This is a genomic window from Enterobacter sp. LU1, from assembly GCF_008271405.2.
Classification (GTDB): domain Bacteria; phylum Pseudomonadota; class Gammaproteobacteria; order Enterobacterales; family Enterobacteriaceae; genus Enterobacter; species Enterobacter hormaechei_C.
The window spans coordinates 1,373,318-1,392,269 of the sequence record NZ_CP043438.2; the positions used below are offsets into that span (position 1 = coordinate 1,373,318).

17 protein-coding genes and 4 tRNA genes are annotated in these 18,952 nt (G+C 54.3%); 20 read left to right on the forward strand and 1 reads right to left on the reverse strand.

Annotation, left to right across the window (positions count from 1 at the left end):
* Nucleotides 1–8: 8 nt before the first annotated feature.
* The 3 genes from odhB (at nucleotide 9) to sucD (ending at nucleotide 3,356) form a co-directional block, all read left to right on the forward strand.
* Nucleotides 9–1,235: a 2-oxoglutarate dehydrogenase complex dihydrolipoyllysine-residue succinyltransferase gene (odhB, locus tag FZF21_RS06605; RefSeq protein WP_003858613.1), complete on the forward strand. Its 1,227-nt coding sequence runs from the start codon at nucleotides 9–11 to the stop codon at nucleotides 1,233–1,235.
* An 85-nt stretch (nucleotides 1,236–1,320) separates the two neighbouring features.
* A complete protein-coding gene (sucC, locus tag FZF21_RS06610; RefSeq protein WP_017384968.1) occupies nucleotides 1,321–2,487 on the forward strand; it encodes an ADP-forming succinate--CoA ligase subunit beta in 1,167 nt (388 codons plus the stop codon).
* Entirely contained in the window at nucleotides 2,487–3,356 is an 870-nt protein-coding gene (gene sucD / locus FZF21_RS06615) for a succinate--CoA ligase subunit alpha (RefSeq protein WP_003858609.1), read from the forward strand. The genes sucC and sucD overlap by 1 nt, the downstream gene beginning before the upstream one ends.
* Before the next feature lie 85 nt (nucleotides 3,357–3,441).
* Here sucD and FZF21_RS06620 read toward each other — a convergent pair whose 3' ends face one another.
* Nucleotides 3,442–4,158, reverse strand: a complete 717-nt coding sequence (locus FZF21_RS06620) for a GntR family transcriptional regulator (protein ID WP_149121002.1) — start codon at nucleotides 4,156–4,158, stop codon at nucleotides 3,442–3,444.
* 170 nt (nucleotides 4,159–4,328) lie between these two features.
* Between FZF21_RS06620 and mngA the strand changes: the two genes are divergently transcribed.
* From mngA to FZF21_RS06705, 17 genes are all read left to right on the forward strand, one after another.
* Entirely contained in the window at nucleotides 4,329–6,245 is a 1,917-nt protein-coding gene (mngA, locus tag FZF21_RS06625; RefSeq protein WP_149121001.1) for a PTS 2-O-a-mannosyl-D-glycerate transporter subunit IIABC, read from the forward strand.
* Nucleotides 6,246–6,268: 23 nt separating this feature from the next.
* Nucleotides 6,269–8,905, forward strand: coding sequence for a mannosylglycerate hydrolase (mngB, locus tag FZF21_RS06630; RefSeq protein WP_086524344.1), 2,637 nt, complete (start codon nucleotides 6,269–6,271; stop codon nucleotides 8,903–8,905).
* 679 nt (nucleotides 8,906–9,584) lie between these two features.
* Nucleotides 9,585–11,153 (forward strand): cytochrome ubiquinol oxidase subunit I, encoded by a 1,569-nt coding sequence (cydA, locus tag FZF21_RS06635; RefSeq protein WP_003858601.1) that lies wholly within the window; start codon nucleotides 9,585–9,587, stop codon nucleotides 11,151–11,153.
* A 15-nt stretch (nucleotides 11,154–11,168) separates the two neighbouring features.
* Entirely contained in the window at nucleotides 11,169–12,308 is a 1,140-nt protein-coding gene (gene cydB, locus FZF21_RS06640) for a cytochrome d ubiquinol oxidase subunit II (RefSeq protein WP_023303309.1), read from the forward strand.
* A gap of 14 nt (nucleotides 12,309–12,322) precedes the next feature.
* Entirely contained in the window at nucleotides 12,323–12,436 is a 114-nt protein-coding gene (gene cydX / locus FZF21_RS06645) for a cytochrome bd-I oxidase subunit CydX (protein ID WP_003858598.1), read from the forward strand.
* The gene (gene ybgE, locus FZF21_RS06650) at nucleotides 12,436–12,726 is read left to right on the forward strand and encodes a cyd operon protein YbgE (RefSeq protein ID WP_003858596.1); all 291 of its coding nucleotides are present in this window, start codon (nucleotides 12,436–12,438) and stop codon (nucleotides 12,724–12,726) included. The genes cydX and ybgE overlap by 1 nt, the downstream gene beginning before the upstream one ends.
* Nucleotides 12,727–12,874: 148 nt before the next feature.
* Nucleotides 12,875–13,279, forward strand: coding sequence for a tol-pal system-associated acyl-CoA thioesterase (gene ybgC, locus FZF21_RS06655; RefSeq protein WP_003858593.1), 405 nt, complete (start codon nucleotides 12,875–12,877; stop codon nucleotides 13,277–13,279).
* Nucleotides 13,276–13,968 (forward strand): Tol-Pal system protein TolQ, encoded by a 693-nt coding sequence (gene tolQ / locus FZF21_RS06660; protein WP_003858590.1) that lies wholly within the window; start codon nucleotides 13,276–13,278, stop codon nucleotides 13,966–13,968. Before ybgC ends, tolQ begins: the two co-directional genes overlap by 4 nt.
* A gap of 3 nt (nucleotides 13,969–13,971) precedes the next feature.
* Complete coding sequence (tolR, locus tag FZF21_RS06665; RefSeq protein ID WP_003858589.1) at nucleotides 13,972–14,400, forward strand: colicin uptake protein TolR; 429 nt, start codon at nucleotides 13,972–13,974, stop codon at nucleotides 14,398–14,400.
* 28 nt (nucleotides 14,401–14,428) lie between these two features.
* On the forward strand, nucleotides 14,429–15,664 hold the full coding sequence (tolA, locus tag FZF21_RS06670) for a cell envelope integrity protein TolA (protein WP_047737853.1): 1,236 nt from the start codon (nucleotides 14,429–14,431) through the stop codon (nucleotides 15,662–15,664).
* Nucleotides 15,665–15,764: 100 nt separating this feature from the next.
* A complete protein-coding gene (gene tolB, locus FZF21_RS06675) occupies nucleotides 15,765–17,057 on the forward strand; it encodes a Tol-Pal system beta propeller repeat protein TolB (RefSeq protein WP_017384962.1) in 1,293 nt (430 codons plus the stop codon).
* A gap of 34 nt (nucleotides 17,058–17,091) precedes the next feature.
* Entirely contained in the window at nucleotides 17,092–17,613 is a 522-nt protein-coding gene (gene pal / locus FZF21_RS06680; RefSeq protein ID WP_003858578.1) for a peptidoglycan-associated lipoprotein Pal, read from the forward strand.
* 9 nt (nucleotides 17,614–17,622) lie between these two features.
* Nucleotides 17,623–18,411, forward strand: coding sequence for a cell division protein CpoB (gene cpoB, locus FZF21_RS06685; protein WP_003858574.1), 789 nt, complete (start codon nucleotides 17,623–17,625; stop codon nucleotides 18,409–18,411).
* A gap of 161 nt (nucleotides 18,412–18,572) precedes the next feature.
* A tRNA-Lys gene (locus tag FZF21_RS06690) sits at nucleotides 18,573–18,648 on the forward strand.
* Nucleotides 18,649–18,675: 27 nt separating this feature from the next.
* Nucleotides 18,676–18,751, forward strand: a tRNA-Val gene (locus FZF21_RS06695).
* A 3-nt stretch (nucleotides 18,752–18,754) separates the two neighbouring features.
* A tRNA-Lys gene (locus tag FZF21_RS06700) sits at nucleotides 18,755–18,830 on the forward strand.
* A 41-nt stretch (nucleotides 18,831–18,871) separates the two neighbouring features.
* Nucleotides 18,872–18,947 (forward strand) — tRNA-Lys (locus FZF21_RS06705).
* Nucleotides 18,948–18,952 lie beyond the last annotated feature (5 nt).

The following is an 18,952-nucleotide window of genomic DNA, read 5'->3' on the forward strand; positions in this document are numbered from 1 at the left end:
GATACATAATGAGTAGCGTAGATATTCTTGTTCCCGACCTGCCTGAGTCCGTAGCAGATGCAACCGTCGCCACCTGGCACAAAAAACCAGGCGACGCGGTAACCCGTGACGAAGTGCTGGTAGAAATCGAAACTGACAAAGTGGTACTGGAAGTACCGGCTTCAGCGGATGGCATTCTGGATGCAGTCCTGGAAGATGAAGGTACGACCGTCACTTCTCGCCAGATCCTGGGTCGCCTGCGTGAAGGCAATAGCGCGGGCAAAGAGTCCAGCGCCAAATCTGAAGAAAAAGCGTCTACCCCGGCCCAGCGCCAGCAGGCGTCTCTGTCCGATCAGACCAACGACGCGCTCAGCCCGGCGATCCGTCGCCTGCTGGCTGAGCACAGCCTCGATCCGGCAGCCATCAAAGGCACCGGCGTGGGTGGCCGTCTGACGCGCGAAGACATCGACAAGCATCTGGCAAAAGCGCCTTCTGAGGCGAAAGCGGAAGCGAAAGCCCCTGCGGCAGCACCAGCGGCACAGCCAGCTCTGGGCGCACGTAGCGAAAAACGCGTGCCGATGACCCGCCTGCGTAAGCGCGTGGCCGAGCGTCTGCTGGAAGCGAAAAACTCCACCGCGATGCTGACCACCTTTAACGAAGTCAACATGAAGCCAATCATGGATCTGCGCAAGCAGTACGGTGACGCGTTTGAAAAACGTCACGGTATCCGTCTGGGCTTCATGTCCTTCTACGTGAAAGCGGTAGTTGAAGCGCTGAAACGCTACCCGGAAGTGAACGCGTCTATCGATGGCGATGACGTGGTTTACCACAACTACTTCGACGTCAGCATGGCGGTTTCTACCCCGCGCGGCCTGGTTACCCCGGTTCTGCGTGACGTGGATACCCTGGGTATGGCTGACATCGAGAAGAAAATCAAAGAGCTGGCCGTGAAAGGCCGCGACGGCAAGCTGACCGTTGAGGACCTGACTGGCGGTAACTTCACCATTACCAACGGTGGTGTGTTCGGCTCGCTGATGTCTACCCCGATCATCAACCCGCCGCAGAGCGCGATCCTGGGTATGCACGCCATTAAAGATCGTCCAATGGCGGTAGACGGTAAAGTTGAGATCCTGCCGATGATGTACCTGGCGCTCTCTTATGATCACCGCCTGATCGACGGCCGCGAGTCCGTAGGCTTCCTGGTTGCCATTAAAGAGCTGCTGGAAGATCCAACGCGTCTGCTGCTGGACGTCTAGTTTTTGCAGTCTTGCCCGGCGGCGCGTTGCTTGCCGGGCCTATAAAAGCACTACCTAACGATTACCTGAAGGATGGATAGAACACATGAACTTACATGAATATCAGGCCAAACAGCTGTTTGCCCGGTATGGCTTACCGGCTCCGGTGGGTTATGCCTGTACTACCCCGCGTGAAGCAGAAGAAGCCGCGTCTAAAATCGGTTCCGGCCCGTGGGTAGTTAAATGTCAGGTTCACGCTGGTGGCCGTGGTAAAGCGGGCGGTGTGAAGGTTGTTAAGAGCAAAGAAGAGATCCGTGCGTTTGCTGAACATTGGCTCGGCAAGCGTCTGGTAACCTACCAGACAGATGCGAACGGCCAGCCGGTTAACCAGATCCTGGTTGAAGCGGCAACCGACATCGCGAAAGAACTGTACCTCGGCGCAGTCGTAGACCGTAGCTCCCGTCGCGTGGTGTTCATGGCGTCTACCGAAGGCGGCGTGGAAATCGAAAAAGTGGCGGAAGAAACCCCGCACCTGATCCACAAAGTGGCCATCGATCCGCTGGCGGGCCCAATGCCTTACCAGGGGCGTGAGCTGGCGTTCAAACTGGGTCTGGAAGGCAAGCTGGTTCAGCAGTTCACCAAGATCTTCATGGGTCTGGCGACCATCTTCCTGGAGCGCGATTTGGCGCTGATCGAGATCAACCCGCTGGTGATCACCACCCAGGGCGACCTGATCTGCCTCGACGGCAAGCTGGGCGCTGACGGCAACGCGCTGTTCCGCCAGTCCGATCTGCGTGAAATGCGCGATCAGTCTCAGGAAGATCCGCGTGAAGCACAGGCTGCACAGTGGGAGCTGAACTACGTCGCGCTGGATGGCAACATCGGCTGCATGGTTAACGGTGCGGGCCTGGCAATGGGCACCATGGACATCGTTAAGCTGCACGGCGGTGAGCCAGCGAACTTCCTCGACGTGGGCGGTGGCGCAACCAAAGAGCGCGTAACCGAAGCGTTCAAAATCATTCTCTCTGACAGCAACGTGAAAGCGGTTCTGGTGAACATCTTCGGCGGTATCGTGCGTTGCGACCTGATCGCCGACGGTATCATCGGCGCGGTAGAAGAAGTGGGCGTTAACGTTCCGGTTGTTGTACGTCTGGAAGGGAACAACGCTGAACTCGGCGCGAAAAAACTGGCTGACAGCGGCCTGAATATTATTGCAGCGAAAAGTCTGACGGATGCAGCTCAGCAGGTTGTTGCCGCAGTGGAGGGGAAATAATGTCCGTTTTAATTAATAAAGATACCAAGGTTATCTGCCAGGGCTTCACCGGTAGCCAGGGGACTTTCCACTCCGAACAGGCGATTGCCTACGGTACGCAGATGGTTGGCGGCGTAACGCCAGGTAAAGGCGGCACCACCCACCTGGGCCTGCCGGTGTTCAACACCGTGCGTGAAGCGGTAGAAGCGACGGGCGCAACCGCGACCGTGATCTACGTACCGGCGCCGTTCTGCAAAGACTCTATTCTGGAAGCGATCGACGCAGGCATTAAGCTGATCATCACCATCACCGAAGGCATCCCGACGCTGGATATGCTGACCGTGAAGGTGAAGCTGGACGAAGCAGGCGTGCGCATGATCGGCCCGAACTGCCCAGGCGTTATCACTCCAGGCGAATGCAAAATCGGTATCATGCCGGGCCACATTCATCGCCCAGGCAAAGTGGGTATCGTGTCCCGTTCCGGTACCCTGACCTATGAAGCGGTTAAGCAGACCACCGACTACGGTTTCGGCCAGTCCACCTGCGTGGGCATCGGCGGTGACCCGATCCCGGGCTCTAACTTCATCGACATCCTGAAGCTGTTCCAGGAAGATCCACAGACCGAAGCGATCGTGATGATCGGTGAGATCGGTGGTAGCGCGGAAGAAGAAGCGGCTGCTTACATCAAAGATCATGTGACCAAGCCGGTGGTGGGTTACATCGCGGGTGTGACCGCGCCGAAAGGCAAACGTATGGGTCACGCGGGCGCGATTATCGCAGGCGGTAAAGGTACGGCTGATGAGAAATTCGCAGCGCTGGAAGCCGCAGGCGTGAAGACCGTTCGCAGCCTGGCGGATATCGGTGAAGCACTGAAATCCATCATTAAGTAAGTCCTCTCTGCTCCCCGAATGGGGCGCGTTGAAGTATAAAAAATGTCCGTTTCGACATGGTTGGCCGCTGTAAAGCGGCCTTTTTTTATTGCCTGCGTTTAGCCACCAGAGTGAATTTATAGTCGTCTGTGTTAAACACGTTGCGACTGTATTCAAATACCCGGCCGTCTTTCAGAAAGCCGCGGGAGACTTTTTCCAGAATCGGTTTTGCCGGATCGAGCGCCAGGGCGGCAATCGCCTCGTCCGATGGCATGACTGGCACCAGCTCCTGCTCGCTGCGATCGATAACCATCTTTTTGATCTGCTCAATGTAATGGTATTTCGACTGTTCCATCACTTCCCAGGTGAGGTCGGGGAACATCGCCAGCGGCATCCATGTTTCTTCCAGATTCACCGGTTTTTGTTTGATAAAGCGGACGCGTTTGACGTGCCAGACTTTATCGTCCGGGTTGATCGCCAGCCTTGCTGCGAGCCTCTCATCGGCTTTCACCACTTCGAAGACGCTGACGTCGCTGTGCGTATCGACGTTGCGATCCGCTAACTTTTCGTAAAAGCCGGTGAGCTGATAAATATCGTAATTCACCCGCTCCTCTTTTACATACGAGCCGCTGCCCTGAATACTTTCGATGATCTGCTCGTCGGCGAGCAGCTTCAAAGCCTGCCGCACGGTGACCCGGCTGACGCTAAACGCCTCCTGAAGGCTGGATTCTGTCGGCAGCGCGTCGCCAGGTTTTAACTCACCGGCATTTATTTTCTCGCGGAACGCATCGGCGATCTGCCGGTACATCGGTTTATTGCCCATTGTGTCGCGCCTTTTTAATACGTTTTCAGGGAATTATGCCTTCAGTGGTGAATTTGTAAATAATACAAATAAGATACAAATATCGGTGTTAGTGAAAATGATCACATAAATGTATTATACGGTCTGCCACAATCCTCCCCAGACAATAACTTTGGATAGGTGAGGATCTTATGAACCTGACGACTCTGACCGACCCCCGTGCTGTCTGCGTGCAGGCGCAGTTTACCAGCCGTGATGAGGCAATCCGTCAGCTTGCGACGCGGCTGGTGGCGTTGGGCAAAATAGCCAACGCCGATACGTTTCTGGCAGACGTTTTCCATCGGGAATCGCTTGGCCCGACGGCGCTGGGCGAGGGGCTGGCCGTACCTCATGGTAAATCAGTGGCGGTAAACGAAGCGGCTTTTGCCGTGGCCACACTGCGTGAGCCGCTGGCCTGGGAAGGTGTGGACGGACCGGAGGATGTCGAGCTAATTTTTCTGCTCGCCATTCCTCCCGCACAAGCGGGATCAACGCATATTCAGGTCCTGACGGAACTGACGTCTCGCCTGGCGGATGACGAGCTCAGGGCGCGCGTGATGACGGCGACCAGCGCGGAAGCGGTGCTTGCGGCGCTGGAAACGGCGCCTGACGCACAAGAAACCACCGTTGCGGAGAATGCCCCGACGATCGTCTGCGTTACCGCCTGTCCGGCCGGGATCGCCCATACCTACATGGCAGCGGAGTATCTCGAAAAAGCGGGACGTAAGCTCGGCGTCAATGTGGTGGTCGAAAAGCAGGGGGCAAATGGTATTGAGGGGCGCATCACCGCGCAGCAGTTGCAGGAGGCAAAAGCGTGTATCTTCGCGGCGGAAGTGGCGATCAAAGAGCGTGAGCGTTTTCAGGGGATGCCCGCCATTTCCGTGCCCGTCGCGGAACCCTTACGCCATGCGGAAGCGCTCATTGAGCGTGCGCTGGCGCTACAGCCTGTATCCGATGCGCGTCCTGCGCATGTCGACTCGGACGCGAAAAAGTGCGTTAAAACCGAACTCAAGCAGGCGCTGCTCAGCGGTATCTCCTTTGCGGTGCCGCTGATTGTCGCTGGCGGCACGGTGCTGGCGGTGTCGGTACTGCTGGCGCAAATCCTGGGCTTGCAGCATCTGTTCGATCAGGAAAATTCGTGGCTGTGGATGTACCGCAAACTGGGCGGCGGGATGCTCGGTATTCTGATGGTGCCTGTTCTGGCGGCCTATACCGCTTACTCGCTGGCGGATAAACCTGCGCTAACGCCGGGCTTTGCGGCGGGTCTTGCCGCCAATATGATCGGCTCTGGTTTTCTCGGGGCCATCGTCGGCGGGCTGATTGCGGGCTACCTGATGCGCTGGGTGAAAAACCACATCCGGCTGAGTAGCCGCTACAACGGCTTTCTGACCTTTTATCTCTATCCGGTGATTGGCGTGCTGGGCGCAGGCAGCCTGATGCTGTTTGTGATCGGCGAACCGGTGGCCTGGATCAATAACGCCCTGACCGCCTGGCTTAACGGTCTGTCCGGCGCGAATGCGCTGCTGCTGGGGGCGATCCTGGGCTTTATGTGCTCGTTCGATCTGGGCGGTCCGGTCAACAAAGCCTCTTACGCGTTCTGTCTCGGGGCGATGGCCAATGGCGTATACGGGCCTTATGCGATTTTTGCCTCCGTCAAAATGGTATCGGCCTTTACCGTGACGGCATCAACGATGCTGGCTCCGAACCTGTTCAAACAGTTCGAAATTGAAACCGGCAAGTCCACCTGGCTGCTGGGGCTGGCGGGCATCACCGAAGGGGCAATTCCGATGGCTATCGAGGATCCGTTGCGGGTCATTGGCTCATTTGTTCTGGGGTCAATGGTGACCGGAGCGATTGTCGGGGCGATGGGGATTGGGCTATCCACCCCCGGCGCGGGCATTTTCTCGCTCTTCTTACTGCATGATGCCGGGCTGGGCGGCGTGATGGCCGCTGTCGGCTGGTTTGGCGCCGCGCTGGCTGGCGCCGCAATCTCTACGCTCATTTTACTGCTCTGGCGACGCCAGGCCGTGAAGAGCGGCACCTACGTGACTGAAGACATACCATCGTAAACACGCACTGACAGGAAACGAAGATGAAAGCTGTATCTCGCGTTCATATCACGCCACATATGCACTGGGACCGGGAGTGGTACTTCACCACCGAAGCGTCACGTATTCTTCTGGTCAATAATATGGAAGAGATCCTCACTCGTCTTGAGCAGGACGCAGAGTATAAATACTACGTACTCGACGGCCAGACGGCGGTGCTGGAAGATTATTTTGCCGTGAAACCGGAAAACAGGCCACGCGTGAAGGCACTGGTGGCGGCCGGGAAGCTGATTATCGGGCCGTGGTATACCCAGACGGATACCACCCTTGTTTCCGGCGAGTCGATTGTCCGAAATCTGATGTACGGTATACGCGACTGTCTGGCCTTTGGCGAGCCGATGAAAATTGGCTATCTGCCGGACTCCTTCGGCATGTCCTCCCAGCTGCCGCACATTTACAACGGTTTTGGCATCTCGCGCACCATGTTCTGGCGCGGGTGTTCCGAGCGGCACGGTACCGATAAAACCGAATTTCTCTGGCAAAGCCAGGACGGCAGCGAAGTGACGGCACAGGTGCTACCGCTGGGCTACGCGATTGGTAAGTACTTACCGGAGGATGAGGCCGGGCTGCGCAAACGGCTCGACACGTACTTCGAGGTACTGGAAAAAGCCTCCGTGACCAAAGAAATTTTACTGCCTAACGGCCATGATCAGATGCCGCTCCAGCAGAACATCTTTGCGGTGATGGATAAGCTGCGCGAAATCTATCCGCAGCGTCAGTTTGTGATGAGCCGCTTCGAGGAGGTGTTTGACCACATTGACGCGCACCGCGATGAACTGGCGACGCTGAAAGGGGAGTTTATTGACGGTAAATATATGCGGGTGCACCGGACGATAGGCTCCACGCGGATGGACATCAAAATCGCCCACGCCCGGATAGAGAATAAAATCGTCAACGTCCTTGAGCCGCTGGCCACGCTTGCCTGGACGCTGGGCTTTGAGTATCACCACGGCTTGCTGGAAAAAATGTGGAAAGAGATCCTCAAGAATCACGCCCATGACAGTATCGGCTGCTGCTGTAGTGACAAAGTGCATCGTGAGGTGATGTCCCGCTTCGAGCTGGCGGAAGACATGGCCGATAACCTGACATACTTCTATATGCGCAAGATTGTCGACAACATGCCGCAGAGCGAGGAAGACAAACTGGTGATGTTTAACCTCACGCCCTGGCCGCGGGAGGAAGTGATTAACACCACGATACGTCTGCGCGCCAGCCAGTTCCGCCTGCTGGACGATAGGGGGAATGAAATCCCTTACTGCCTGCGCAGCGCGCGTGAAATCGACCCCGGCTTGATTGACCGGCAAATTGTGCATTACGGCAACTACGATCCCTTTATGGAGTTTGATATCCAGCTCAATCAGATCCTGCCATCAATGGGTTACCGCACGCTCTGTATCGAGCCGCACGTGGCCGGCAAGCTGCTGGCGGCAGAAAAATCGTCGGAGGCGTTGCTGGAAAATGCTTTCTGGGAAATAACGTTAAACGACGACGGCACCCTGCGTCTGCTCGATAAAGCGTCCGGGCTTATCTATGACCGCGCGCTGGAAATAGAAGAGAGCTCGGATGATGGCGATGAGTACGACTACTCGCCTTCACGGGAAGAGTGGAGACTCACTTCCGCTCAGGGCGAGCATGAGGTTGAGGTGATCCACGAGGCCTGGCAGAGCAGGGCGGTGATCCGCCATCGCATGGCGGTGCCGGCGGATCTCACCGAACGTTCTGCGCGTCAGCAGACGGGAACGCTTGAGGCAGAACTCACGGTCACGCTCAGCCATAACAGCCGACGTATCGACGTTGAGGCGCGTCTCGGAAATCACGCGGATGACCACCGTGTGCGGGTGCTGATCCCGACGCCATTTACCGCAGACACGGTGTTAGCCGATACCCAGTTCGGTTCGCTGACGCGACCTGTACAGGATGAAGCGATGGCGAACTGGCAGGAGGAGGGCTGGAAGGAAGCGCCGCTGCCGGTGTGGAATCTGCTCAACTACGCGGTGCTCCAGGAACGGCGTAACGGAATGGCCCTGTTTACCGAAGGGTTGCGCGAATTTGAAGTGACTGGCGAGCGTCAAAAAACGTTTGCCCTGACGTTGCTTCGCGGCGTGGGGGTGCTTGGGAAGGAAGATTTACTGCTGCGCCCCGGCAGACCGTCCGGGATCAAAATGCCGGTGCCTGATTCGCAGATGCGGGGCCAGTTAACCTGTCGCTTTAGCCTGTTCAGTTTTAATGGTACGCCCGTCAGTGCTGGCGTTGCGCAGCAGGCGAAGTCGTGGTTAACGCCAGTGCACTGTTATAACAAAATCCCGTGGGATGCGATGAAGCTTAACCGCGCCTCTTTCACCACACCCTGTAGCTATAGCCTGTTAACGCTGGCGCCTAACGGATGCGTACTCAGTGCGCTGAAAAAAGCGGAGGATCGTGACGAGATGATTCTTCGTCTGTACAACCCTTCGGAGACCCGCTCCGGTGATGTGACTTTGTCTGTGAACCGTGAGGTCCAGGCCTGTTGCGAAACGGACATGAATGAGGTCCGCAAGGCGCAAGGGGAGGAGGGCTCAGCCATTACGGGACCTTTCCGGCCAGGCCAGTCACGCACCTTTAGCATAAAAATTGAAAGGTAATCCTCCGAACAAAATAAAGGCCGCATTCCTGCGGCCTTTATTTCATCAAATAGTCACGAAAGGGTGTTAATTTTAAGATTATTAAAGGTGAATGAAATGTAATCGTTTCGGCGGGTAGCAAAGTGAAAGAAAAATACTGTGAAGCAGATAACATTATATGGTTATCTTTCGGCAAAATGCGTTTTTTCTCGCGCGTTAATAAAAATCACAACTGTTTATATTATCTTCTGGCTTTTATAACCAATAACGCCTTTAAATATACATATTGTTAACAAGGTTTTTACTATCCGCACCACAAAGAAACATCATTAACAGCTCTGACTGTTTTTGATTTAAATCAATGTTTAATCCTTGGAAAAAGGCTCCGAAAGGCGTTAAATTGTCCCCGATCAAAATGGCCGAAAAGTGGTAATTTTGCTATAAATTGATCGCCGTCGAAAAACGTAAATCTGTTCGAATAAAAACCTGTTTATTGTAAGGGTTTTGCAGCGTATTATATTTACGGGATCAATTTGGTTTTTTCTTAACGTATTTGTAACCTTTCATCATTGCTTTTTCCTCCTGAAGAGAATAAGCAACGAAGAAGGGAAGCAGATAACTTTGTATTGGGGCATGCGTGTGGATCCTTATCTAACGGGGTTCACTCTCGGAGTCTTCATGCGATGAGCAAGGAGTCATAATGTTAGACGTAGTCGAACTGTCGCGCTTACAGTTTGCCTTGACCGCGATGTACCACTTCCTGTTTGTGCCGCTGACGCTCGGTATGGCGTTCCTGCTGGCCATCATGGAAACGGTTTACGTCCTCTCCGGCAAACAGATTTATAAAGATATGACCAAGTTCTGGGGCAAGTTGTTTGGTATCAACTTTGCGCTGGGCGTGGCAACCGGTCTGACCATGGAGTTCCAGTTCGGGACAAACTGGTCTTACTATTCCCACTATGTGGGGGATATTTTCGGTGCGCCGCTGGCCATTGAAGGTCTGATGGCCTTCTTCCTCGAATCCACCTTTGTAGGTCTGTTCTTCTTCGGTTGGGACCGTCTGGGTAAAGTCCAGCATATGGCGGTAACCTGGCTGGTGGCATTAGGCTCCAACTTGTCCGCACTGTGGATCCTGGTGGCGAACGGCTGGATGCAAAACCCAATCGCATCTGATTTCAACTTCGAAACCATGCGTATGGAGATGGTCAGCTTCGCTGAGCTGGTCCTGAACCCGGTTGCTCAGGTTAAATTCGTTCACACCGTGGCGTCTGGGTATGTGTGCGGCGCGATGTTCGTGCTGGGCATCAGCTCCTACTATATGCTGCGCGGCCGTGACTTCGCGTTCGCCAAGCGTTCTTTTGCTATCGCAGCAAGCTTCGGTATGGCCGCGATTCTGTCCGTGATTGTTCTGGGTGATGAATCCGGTTACGAAATGGGCGACGTGCAGAAAACCAAACTCGCCGCAATTGAAGCTGAATGGGAAACCCAGCCGGCACCGGCAGCGTTTACCCTGTTCGGTGTGCCTGACCAGGAAGCGCAGGAAAACCGCTTCGCCATTCAAATTCCTTACGCTCTGGGTATTATCGCCACGCGCTCCGTCGACAAACAGGTGACTGGCCTGAAAGATCTGATGGTGCAGCATGAAGAGCGTATCCGTAACGGGATGAAAGCCTACTCGCTGCTGGAACAGCTGCGCGCCGGCTCTACCGACCAGGCCGTTCGCGATCAATTTAACGACGTGAAGAAAGACCTCGGTTACGGTCTGCTGCTGAAACGCTATACCCCGAACGTCTCCGACGCGACGGAAGCGCAGATTCAGATGGCAACCAAAGACTCTATTCCACGCGTTGCGCCGCTGTACTTCGCGTTCCGCATCATGGTGGGTTGCGGCATTATCATGCTGCTGATCATCGCGGCCTCGTTCTGGTCAGTCATTCGTAACCGTATCGGTGAGAAAAAATGGCTGCTGCGCACCGCGCTGTACGGTATCCCACTGCCATGGATTGCTATCGAGTCCGGCTGGTTTGTTGCGGAATATGGCCGTCAGCCGTGGGCGATCGGTGAGGTGCTGCCAACAGCGGTAGCGAACTCCTCCCTGACCGCAGGCGACCTGATCTTCTCCATGCTGCTCATTTGCGGTCTGTACACCCTGTTCCTGGTGGCTGAACTGTTCCTGATGTTCAAGTTCGCGCGCCTTGGCCCAAGCAGCCTGAAAACCGGTCGCTACCACTACGAGCAGTCTGTTGCGACTACTCAGCCGGCACGCTAAGACAGGAGTCATCAAATGATCGATTATGAAGTATTGCGTTTTATCTGGTGGCTGCTGATCGGTGTTCTGCTGATTGGTTTCGCGGTCACCGATGGTTTCGACATGGGCGTGGGCATGCTCACCCGTTTCCTCGGTCGTAATGACACCGAGCGTCGAATCATGATCAACTCCATCGCCCCGCACTGGGACGGTAACCAGGTGTGGCTGATCACCGCAGGCGGCGCGCTGTTCGCTGCCTGGCCGATGGTCTACGCGGCTGCGTTCTCCGGCTTCTATGTGGCGATGATTCTGGTGCTGGCTTCTTTATTCTTCCGTCCGGTGGGTTTCGACTACCGTTCCAAGATTGAAGACACCCGCTGGCGTAACATGTGGGACTGGGGCATCTTCATCGGTAGCTTCGTTCCACCGCTGGTCATTGGTGTGGCGTTCGGTAACCTGTTGCAGGGCGTACCGTTCCACGTCGACGAATATATGCGTCTGTTCTACACCGGTAACTTCTTCCAGCTGCTGAATCCGTTTGGTCTGCTGGCAGGCGTGGTGAGCGTGGCGATGATCATCACCCAGGGGGCAACCTATCTCCAGATGCGTACCGTAGGTGAACTGCATCTGCGTTCCCGCGCTACCGCTCAGGTGGCAGCGCTGGTGACGCTGGTCTGCTTCGCTCTGGCAGGCGTGTGGGTGGTGTATGGTATTGATGGATACGTGGTGACGTCCGCTATCAACCATGCTGCACCGTCTAACCCGCTGACCAAAGAAGTGGCGCGTCAGGCCGGTGCATGGCTGGTGAACTTCAACAATACCCCTGTGCTGTGGGCTATCCCGGCTCTGGGTGTGCTGCTGCCACTGCTGACCGTGCTGACGTCTCGTCTGGAGAAAGGCGCTCTGGCGTTCGTATTCTCTTCCCTGACGCTGGCGTGCATCATCCTGACGGCCGGTATTGCGATGTTCCCGTTCGTGATGCCATCCAGCACCATGATGAATGCCAGCCTGACCATGTGGGATGCAACGTCCAGCCATATGACGCTGAACTTAATGACCTATGTGGCTTGCGTGTTCGTTCCGATTGTTCTGGCTTACACAATCTGGTGTTACTGGAAAATGTTCGGTCGTATCACTAAAGAACATATCGAAAGCAACACCCACTCTATGTACTAAGTAAGGAGCTGAATATGTGGTATTTCGCATGGATTTTAGGGACGCTTCTTGCCTGTGCGTTTGGTGTCATCACTGCCCTGGCGCTTGAGCATGTAGAAGCGACCAAAGCAGGTGAAGAAAAGCACTAATGAATATTATCGCAACGTTATATGCGGTAATGGATAAGCGCCCCTTGAGGGCGCTTTCCCTCATTATGGCATTACTGCTGGCAGGCTGTATCTTCTGGGACCCGTCGCGCTTCGCGGCGAAAACCAGCGAGCTTGAAATCTGGCACGGCTTCCTGATTATGTGGGCGGTGTGCGCAGGCGTGATTCACGGTGTCGGCTTTCGTCCGAAAGCGCTACACTGGCAGGGCATCTTCTGCCCACTGATTGCCGATCTGGTTCTCCTCGCCGGTTTGATTTTCTTCTTCTTCTGAATAAGAAATGTCCGTTAACGTTATGGGCTTACCCTGGCCCATAAAAATTTACTCTCCGTTTACTTTCTCCCATTCCAAACCATCATTCCCGCGCGTATAGTAGCGAAGTTTGAAAGCTCCAACTTTTCTTGTATTACCGGGATGTAAAGTGAATACAACGCTGTTTCGATGGCCGGTACGTGTCTATTACGAAGATACCGATGCCGGTGGTGTGGTCTACCACGCCAGCTACGTTGCTTTTTATGAACGGGCACGCACAGAGATGCTGCGCCATCATCACTTTAGTCAACAGGTGCTGTTGGCTGAGCGAGTTGCCTTCGTGGTACGCAAGATGACGCTTGAGTATTTTGCGCCTGCCAGACTCGACGATATGCTCGAAGTCCAAACAGAAATTACATCAATGCGCGGAACTTCACTGGTTTTCACGCAGCGGATAGTCAATGCAGAGAACACGGTACTGAACTCAGCTGAAGTCCTGATTGTCTGTGTTGATCCAACCATAATGAAGCCTCGTGCGCTTCCTAAGTCTATTGTCGCGGAGTTTAAGCAGTGACTGACATGAATATCCTTGATTTGTTCCTGAAGGCAAGCCTTCTGGTTAAACTTATCATGTTGATTTTGATTGGTTTTTCAATCGCATCCTGGGCCATCATCATCCAGAGAACGCGTATCCTCAATGCCGCTGGCCGCGAAGCCGAAGCGTTTGAAGATAAGTTCTGGTCGGGTATTGAGCTTTCTCGTCTGTACCAGGAAAGCCAGGGACGCCGTGATAACCTTTCAGGCTCCGAACAAATTTTCTATAGCGGTTTCAAAGAGTTCGCTCGCTTACATCGCGCTAACAGCCATGCGCCGGAAGCCGTGGTAGAAGGAGCGTCGCGTGCGATGCGCATCTCCATGAACCGCGAACTGGAAAATCTTGAAACGCATATTCCTTTCCTCGGAACCGTTGGCTCCATCAGCCCGTATATCGGCCTGTTTGGTACGGTGTGGGGGATCATGCACGCCTTTATCGCCCTTGGGGCGGTGAAGCAGGCAACGTTGCAGATGGTTGCGCCGGGTATCGCAGAAGCACTGATCGCGACCGCAATCGGTCTGTTCGCCGCAATTCCGGCGGTAATGGCGTACAACCGTCTGAACCAGCGCGTGAACAAACTGGAACTGAACTACGACAACTTTATGGAAGAGTTCACCGCGATTCTGCATCGTCAGGCGTTTACCAGCACCGAGAGCAACAAGGGGTAAACCATGGCCAGATCGCGTGGACGAGGTCGTCGCGAGCTCAAGTCCGAAATCAATATCGTTCCGTTACTGGACGTGCTGCTGGTGCTGCTGCTGATCTTTATGGCGACGGCGCCCATCATCACCCAGAGCGTGGAAGTTGATCTGCCGGATGCGACAGAATCACAGGCGGTAAGCACCAATGACGATCCTCCGGTCATCATTGAGGTTTCCGGCGTAGGGCAGTACAGCGTGGTGGTAGAGAAAGATCGTATGGATCAGCTTCCGCCAGAGCAGGTTATTGCTGAAGCGCAACGACGCCTGGAGTCAAATCCGAAGACGGTCTTCTTAATCGGTGGTGCGAAAGACGTACCATATGATGAAATTATCAAAGCGCTGAACTTGCTACATAGCGCGGGCGTTAAGTCAGTTGGCTTAATGACTCAGCCTATTTGATCATCTGCGTAGTTTTTGGGAACCGATAGTGTCAAAGGCAACCGAACAGAACGACAAGCTTAAGCGAGCGATAATCGTCTCCGCAGTGCTGCACGTAATTCTTTTTGCAGCGCTGATCTGGAGTTCGTTCGATGAGCACCTTGATGCATCAGGCGGCGGTGGGGGCTCGTCTATCGACGCCGTCATGGTGGATCCCGGTGCGATCGTTCAGAACTATAATCGTCAGCAACAGCAGCAGGCGAGCTCTAAACGTGCTGAAGAGCAGCGAGAAAAACAGGCGCAACAGCAGGCGGAAGAGCTGCGTGAAAAGCAGGCCGCTGAGCAGGAACGTCTGAAGCAGCTAGAGAAAGAGCGTTTGCAGGCGCAGGAAGCGGCGAAAGAGCAGGCAGAGCAGCAGAAGCAGGCTGAAGCCGCTGCGAAGAAGGCGCAGGAACAGCAGAAGCAGGCGGAAGAGGCGGCAGCCAAAGCCGCGGCTGATGCAAAAGCGCAGGCTGACGCACAGGCGAAATTAGCGGCTGACGCGGCGAAGAAAGCCGCTGCTGATGCTCAGAAAAAAGCGGAAGCAGAAGCTGCGAAGAAAGCCGCTGCTGATGCCCAGAAGAAAGCGGAAGCAGAAGCCGCGAAGAAAGCCGCTCAGGAAGCAGAGAAGAAAGCTGCTGCCGATGCTGCGAAGAAAGCGGCTGCTGCCGAGAAGGCTGCGGCTGAAAAAGCGGCTGCCGCTGAAAAAGCTGCGGCTGATAAAAAAGCGGCTGCCGAGAAAGCTGCCGCAGCTAAAAAAGCTGCTGCCGAAAAAGCCGCAGCCGACAAGAAAGCTGCCGCTGAAAAAGCCGCTGCCAGGAAGGCCGCTGCTGAAAAAGCTGCCGCTGAAGCAGCCACCGCTGACGATATCATTGGCGACCTGAGTTCTGGTAAGAATGCGCCGAAAACTGGCGGTGGGGCAAAAGGGAGTAATGCAGCCCCGGCGGGAAGCGGTAACACTAAGAACAACGGTGCTTCTGGCGCTGAGATCAACGACTATAAGAATCAGATTGCTGCGGCTATTGCCAGCAGACTTAACGATAAATCGCTCTATACCGGGAAAACCTGCCGACTGCATATTAAACTGGCTACGGATGGTATGGTGCTGAGCGTTGAGTCAGAAGGGGGAGATGAAGCGTTATGCCAGGCTGCACTTGTGGCAGTGAATCAGGCAAAACTGCCAAAACCTCCGTCACAGGCTGTCTATGAAGTGTTCAAAGACGCTTCGCTGAACTTTAAGCCATAAGCAGAGCTGCGGTTATCGGGTTCTGATAGTTTTGTGTATTTGAGTTTGTTAACCTTCTGCTAAATTATCCAGGACTTATTGTTCGGATAAGGGAGATATGATGAAGCAGGCATTACGATTAGCTTTTGGTTTTTTAGTACTGTTGACGTCAGCAGTGCATGCCACAGTAAGCATCGACATTACCGACTGGAACGACTCAGCGCGTCCAATCGGTGTCGTTCCGTTCCAGTGGGCAGGCCCGGGCGCTGCGCCTGAAGACATTGGCGGCATTGTTGCAGCTGACCTGCGTAACAGCGGTAAATTTAACCCCTTAGATCGTTCTCGTCTGCCGCAGCAGCCGGGTACCGCTCAGGAAGTTCAACCTGCTGCATGGTCTGCACTGGGTATTGATGCCGTGGTTGTCGGACAGGTTACTCCTGCGCCAGACGGCGGCTATAACGTCGCTTATCAGCTGGTGGATACCGGCGGTGCGCCGGGTACCGTTCTGGCTCAAAACACGTATAAGGTGAACAAGCAGTGGCTGCGTTACGCAGGCCATACGGCGAGTGACGAAGTGTTTGAGAAGCTGACCGGTATTAAAGGTGCGTTCCGTACTCGTATCGCGTACGTAGTACAGACCAACGGCGGCCAGTTCCCTTATGAGCTGCGCGTCTCTGATTACGATGGCTACAACCAGTTCACCGTACACCGTTCACCACAGCCGCTGATGTCTCCGGCATGGTCTCCGGACGGCTCTAAGCTGGCGTACGTGACCTTCGAAAGCGGCCGTTCCGCGCTGGTTATCCAGACGCTCTCTAACGGTGCTGTGCGTCAGGTTGCGTCATTCCCGCGTCACAACGGTGCGCCTGCGTTCTCTCCGGACGGTACCAAACTGGCGTTTGCCCTGTCTAAAACCGGTAGCCTGAACCTGTACGTGATGGATATTGGTTCTGGTCAGATCCGTCAGGTCACGGATGGTCGTAGCAACAACACTGAGCCAACTTGGTTCCCGGACAGCCAGAATCTGGCCTTTACGTCTGACCAGGCAGGTCGTCCACAAGTTTATAAAGTGAATATCAACGGCGGAGCAGCGCAGCGTATTACCTGGGAAGGTTCTCAGAACCAGGATGCTGACGTCAGTGCCGATGGTAAAACGATGGTAATGGTCAGTACTGCGGGTGGTCAGCAGCACATTGCCAAACAAGATCTGGTAACGGGGGGCGTACAAGTACTGTCGTCAACGTTCCTGGATGAAACGCCAAGTCTGGCACCTAACGGCACCATGGTAATCTACAGCTCTTCTCAGGGGATGGGATCCGTGCTGAATCTGGTTTCTACAGATGGGCGTTTCAAAGCGCGTCTTCCGGCAACTGATGGACAGGTAAAATCACCTGCCTGGTCGCCGTATCTGTAATAATAATTAATTGATTACTAAAGGAATCTTAGAAATGCAACTGAACAAAGTGCTGAAGGGGCTGATGATCGCTCTGCCTGTTATGGCAATCGCAGCGTGTTCTTCTAACAAGAATGCAAGCAATGACCAGAGCGGCGAAGGCATGATGGGTGCCGGCACCGGTATGGACGCTAACGGCAATGGCAATATGTCTTCTGAAGAGCAAGCGCGTCTTCAGATGCAGCAGTTACAGCAGAACAACATCGTTTACTTCGATCTGGATAAATACGACATCCGTTCTGACTTCGCTGCAATGCTGGATGCGCACGCAAACTTCCTGCGTAGCAACCCGTCTTACAAAGTCACCGTAGAAGGTCATGCGGACGAACGTGGTACTCCGGAGTACAACATCTCCCTGGGTGAACGTCGTGCAAACGCTGTTAAAATGTACCTCCAGGGTAAAGGCGTTTCTGCTGACCAGATCTCCATCGTTTCTTACGGTAAAGAAAAACCAGCAGTACTGGGTCACGACGAAGCGGCTTACTCCAAAAACCGTCGTGCCGTACTCGTTTACTAAGAGAATTGCATGAGCAGTAACTTCAGACATCATCTGATGAGTCTGTCGTTACTGGTTGGAATAGCGGCCCCCTGGGCCGCTTTTGCTCAGGCACCAATCAGTAGTGTCGGCTCAGGCTCGGTAGAAGACCGGGTCACTCAACTCGAGCGTATTTCTAACGCTCACAGCCAGCTTTTAACTCAACTCCAGCAGCAGCTTTCCGATAACCAGAATGATATTGATTCCCTTCGTGGTCAGATCCAGGAGAGTCAGTATCAGCTTAATCAGGTTGTGGAGCGCCAGAAGCAAATTTTGTTGCAGATGGATAGCCTTAACAGCGGCGGAGCAGCAGCACAGCCAGCAGCAGGCGATCAAAGCGGTGCGGCAACGCCTGCACCTGCGGCAGATGCCTCCGCGTCGTCTGGTGCGCCTGTACAGAGCGGTGACGCGAATACGGACTACAACGCGGCCATTGCCCTGGTGCAGGACAAATCGCGCCAGGACGATGCTATCGTTGCGTTTCAGAACTTCGTTAAGAAGTACCCTGATTCCACTTACCAGCCAAATGCGAACTACTGGCTGGGTCAGTTGAATTACAACAAGGGTAAAAAGGATGATGCGGCGTTTTATTTTGCCTCTGTGGTGAAAAATTACCCGAAATCACCGAAAGCGCCTGATGCGATGTATAAAGTCGGCGTGATCATGCAGGACAAAGGCGACACTGCAAAAGCCAAAGCGGTTTATCAGCAGGTGGTTGCGAAATTCCCGGGTACAGACGGCGCCAAACAAGCGCAAAAACGTTTGAGTTCGATGGGTTGATTATCGCATGACCAGAAATCGCGTCATTTCTGGTCGTGCAGCATGATTCCTAAGCAGTTAAGTGATCTTCATCGAAATTTTTGTTGCGCAGAATTCTTAAATCAGTAATATATGCCGCCGTTGCCACGGGATATCAAACAACGTGAAAGCAGCGCAAAAGTGGGTCGTTAGCTCAGTTGGTAGAGCAGTTGACTTTTAATCAATTGGTCGCAGGTTCGAATCCTGCACGACCCACCACTTAAAGCAGTTCCGGCAGTACAGAGTGGGTGATTAGCTCAGTTGGTAGAGCATCTCCTTTACACGGAGGGGGTCGGCGGTTCGAGCCCGTCATCACCCACCACTCGGGTCGTTAGCTCAGTTGGTAGAGCAGTTGACTTTTAATCAATTGGTCGCAGGTTCGAATCCTGCACGACCCACCAATTTTATTGGTGCCGAGTGATAATTCAGGCAACACCCGAATGGGTCGTTAGCTCAGTTGGTAGAGCAGTTGACTTTTAATCAATTGGTCGCAGGTTCGAATCCTGCACGACCCACCAGCCTG